This window comes from Mesorhizobium sp. M7A.F.Ca.CA.004.12.1.1, from assembly GCF_003997835.1.
GTDB lineage: Bacteria > Pseudomonadota > Alphaproteobacteria > Rhizobiales > Rhizobiaceae > Mesorhizobium.
Genome location: NZ_RZRK01000648.1, coordinates 1 through 3,521 on the forward strand (window position 1 = coordinate 1; position 3,521 = coordinate 3,521).

At 61.1% G+C, this 3,521-nt stretch carries 3 protein-coding genes; 1 reads left to right on the forward strand and 2 read right to left on the reverse strand.

Going from position 1 to position 3,521, the window contains the following annotated elements:
• Positions 1 to 1,384: xanthine dehydrogenase family protein molybdopterin-binding subunit (locus EN984_RS26920; protein WP_164765668.1), on the forward strand; the 1,384-nt coding region annotated here is incomplete at its 5' end.
• A 528-nt stretch (positions 1,385 to 1,912) separates the two neighbouring features.
• Here EN984_RS26920 and EN984_RS26925 read toward each other — a convergent pair.
• Both EN984_RS26925 and EN984_RS26930 read right to left on the reverse strand, forming a co-directional pair.
• The gene (locus tag EN984_RS26925) at positions 1,913 to 2,974 is read right to left on the reverse strand and encodes an isopenicillin N synthase family oxygenase (RefSeq protein ID WP_164748936.1); all 1,062 of its coding nucleotides are present in this window, start codon (positions 2,972 to 2,974) and stop codon (positions 1,913 to 1,915) included.
• The coding region (locus tag EN984_RS26930; RefSeq protein WP_245480125.1) for a LysR substrate-binding domain-containing protein at positions 2,971 to 3,521 on the reverse strand (551 nt) is incomplete at its 5' end. The genes EN984_RS26930 and EN984_RS26925, both read right to left, overlap by 4 nt.

Sequence of the window (3,521 nt, forward strand, 5' to 3'; positions counted from 1 at the left end):
CCAATCGATCGTGCATCGCGGCGTCAATGAGACATCCATCGACGGCATGTGGGTCGAGCCGCTGGGATCGGTTACCTCGATCATGTATGCGACGCCGAATTTCTCCTCGAAGCAGAATGTCGTGCGGGTCAATTCGGTGGTGCCTGGCGCTATGCGCGCGCCGGGCGAAAACCCCTCGGCCTTCGGCATCGAAAGCGCCATCGACGAGCTCGCTTACGAGGTCGGCATCGACCCGCTGGAAATCCGGCTCCGGAACTATGCCGAGCAGGATCCGCATGCCAAAAAGGCTTGGTCTACCCGGCAGTTACGCGAGGCTTTTGCCGCAGGTGCGGAGCGCTTCGGCTGGGCCAGGCGCTCGCCCGAACCGCGCTCGATGCGCGACGGCAACCAGCTGATCGGCTGGGGCGTCGCGGCTGGCACCTATCCGGTTCGGCGCGCCTATGGCGAGGCGATCGTGCGTATCCTGGCCGACGGCTCGGTCGAGGTCGAAAGCTCGTCGATCGACATGGGTCAAGGAACCTACACAATCCTGGCGCAGACCGCCGCTGAAACGGTCGGCGTGCGAGCTGACGACGTGGTGGTGAAACTCGGCGACTCCCGCTTTCCGCGCGCCGGCGTCACCGGCGGCTCGCGCCTGGCCGGCGTCATGACCGGCGCCGTATACAAGGCCGCGAGCTCAGCGCTCGACCAGTTGGTGGGCCTTGCCATCAGCGATCCGCGGTCGCCTTTCCACGCGCTGCAGGCCAACACGCTGGTCGTCGCCAATGGCCGCATCGCTTCGCCGCGCGGCGACGGCCCCGATGTCTCGATCGCCGAACTGCTCAAAAGCGTCGGCCGCGACCACATCGAAGCCACCGGCGACACCATGCCGGAAAACTCGACGCCAGAGGAGCGCTACAAGAACTACACCACCATCGCCATGGCGCTGCCTCACACCGAGGGCGACTATTCCCGCCACTCCTGGTGCGCGCATTTCATCGAGGTGCGCGTCGACGAGGACTTCGGCACGGTGCGTGTATCGCGTGTGGTGTCGGCGCTGGATTCGGGGCGGCTCTACAACCCGAAACTTGCCGAAAGCCAATGGAAGGGCGGCATCATCATGGGCATCGGCCAGGCGCTATTGGAAGAAGGCATCGTCGACCGCCGCCACGGCCGCATCGTCAATGACAACCTCGCCGACTATCTCGTGCCGACCAATGCCGACATCCCCGACATCGAGGTGATCTCGGTCGGCATCCCCGACCTGCATTCCTCGGTGCTCGGCGGCAAGGGCGTTGGCGAACTGGCCATTGTCGGCGTGGCGCCGGCGATTGCCAACGCGGTGTTCCATGCGACGGGAAAACGCGTGCGGGATTTGCCGATCACGCTGGAGAAGCTGATTTAAGGGCGGTGGCCGATCTCCCCCTTGAGGGTCCCCTTGTGGGGAGGCCAGGCCGCAGCTTCGGGCGGTGGTGCTCCCTCCACACTTTCACCTTCAGCACTCGCGCAACCATCAAGGGGTAAGACCATGAGCGACATCCATTTTGGCACCGGCAAAATGCCCCCTGAAAACATTACCCCCTCAGCATCGCCGACTGGCTGTGCCTTGCCGCGGCCATAGCCGAAACCGAGGCCCGCCACGCGATCCGAAAACCGCTGACCCGGACGACGAGCCGTGACTTCCTTATGCAGGTTTTCTGCTCCGTTGCTGCTCAAAGCCCAAATCGGCAAGACCGCGCTCCACGAAGCCCTCAAAGCCGAAAAATTAGCCACATCCACCGTCAAACCGAAATGGGTTCTTCTGGTGACTCCATGGCTAACCAGTTAACCCGACGCTACCCATCGCGGGTGCTATCATATTGATCTCGGTCAACGGACGGCGGGTACGCGATGCGCGGCCACAGGAGCGGCCGCGCATGACGGGATTATCCGCTTAAGCCGCGGTTTCGGCGCCGGCCTCGCTTTGCGCGGCATAGTGCGCAAATGTCGCCTTGAAGCGGCCGTTGACGTATTCGCCCGACGTGATCGGGGGGTACTTCGCAGGATGATCCTCATCAACGCAACTGGGAAGCACCTCGATCACGGCATCATAGTTTGGACCGAAGAAGAACGGGATCGAATAGCGTTCTTTGCCGGAACGGTTCACCGCGCGGTGGACGGTCGAGGCGAAAAGGTCATTGGTCCAACGCGCCATCTGATCTCCCACATTGACGACGAAGCAGCCGGGGACGGGATCGGCCGCAATCCACTCGCCTGTTGCATTCAGTACCTGCAAGGCTGAAATACCATCCTTCTGGGCCAGGATCGTGAAGCACTCATAGTCCGAATGCGCCCCAATGCCGATCTGTCGGTCATCGATCTCGCCAAACTGCGGTGGATAGTGGAGCACCCGCAAAGTTGCGAGCGGCTTGCCGACCAGCAGGTCGAAATATGTCTCCTCCAACCCCAGAGCCAGAGCAAAGGCATGGAGCAGGTGGCCACTCAGCGTCAGCATCTCGGCATGGTAGGCTTCCAGTGCCGTTCGGAACTCCGGCCTGCCCGCTGGCCACTGGTTGGGACCGTAGAGTACTTTGCCGGCCTTCACGTCCGGATCGTCGGCTGGCACATCCAACGCAATATCATAGGATTCGTGCAGGTCTCCGCGCGCGGTCGGATCCGTATTCTCTTCCAATATTGCCGCATAACCGCGATTATTCTTTGAATTGGAAACGTGATTCTCCATCTTCACGTCGTCGGATTCGGCGAAATACACCTCCGCCACCTCAAACGTGGCATCGATGACATCCTTCGGAACGTGATGGTTCTTGATATAGAGGAAGCCGACTTCCGTGCAGGCCTCGCGCAGTTCCTGGGCGAGCTTTCGCTTGGCCGCCTCGTCGCCTGTGAACATGGGCTCGAGATCAATGATCGGGATCTTGTCGAAGCTGACACGCTGCGGGTCGAGCCCTCCCCCTTTCATTGCACGCGCGCCGTTGCCGGTTTCAAGGACCTTCATTTTTCTGTTCCCTTTTCTTGCTGGCTTGCATCGAAAATTGTTTCGACGTAGTAGCGCGGCCCCGTGAAAACGAAGCCGGGCGAGAAGTAGCGGCCGCAGACATCCATGAACGCGGTCATCTTACGCGACGGAGCGTGCGGGCGCGATATGCGGATGCTGACCCGCTTTTCCGCGGACTCCCATGTGTCGAGCAACGGAATGAGGTGGCCGCGTTCACACTCGATCGTGGTGAAGAAGTGCGGTAGATAGGCAATGCCCTCGCCCGCAACGGCGAAGTACTTGATAGTCCAGTATTCGTTGGCGATCAGGTTGCTGCGCGGCAAGATACTTTCCTGCGCGGTACCTTTCTGTAGCCGCCAGTGCTGCAGGCCCGCCGAGGTGCGATAGACAATGCCCTGGTGTTCCGCCAAATCGGCGGGTTTTCGTGGCATCCCGGCACGCTCGACATAACTCTTGCTGGCAAAGAGTGCGAATTTTGCGGTGGAGAGCGTTTCGCCGCCTTCGATACCTTCGTCCCATGAAATCACGGCGTCGAGCATATCGAGGC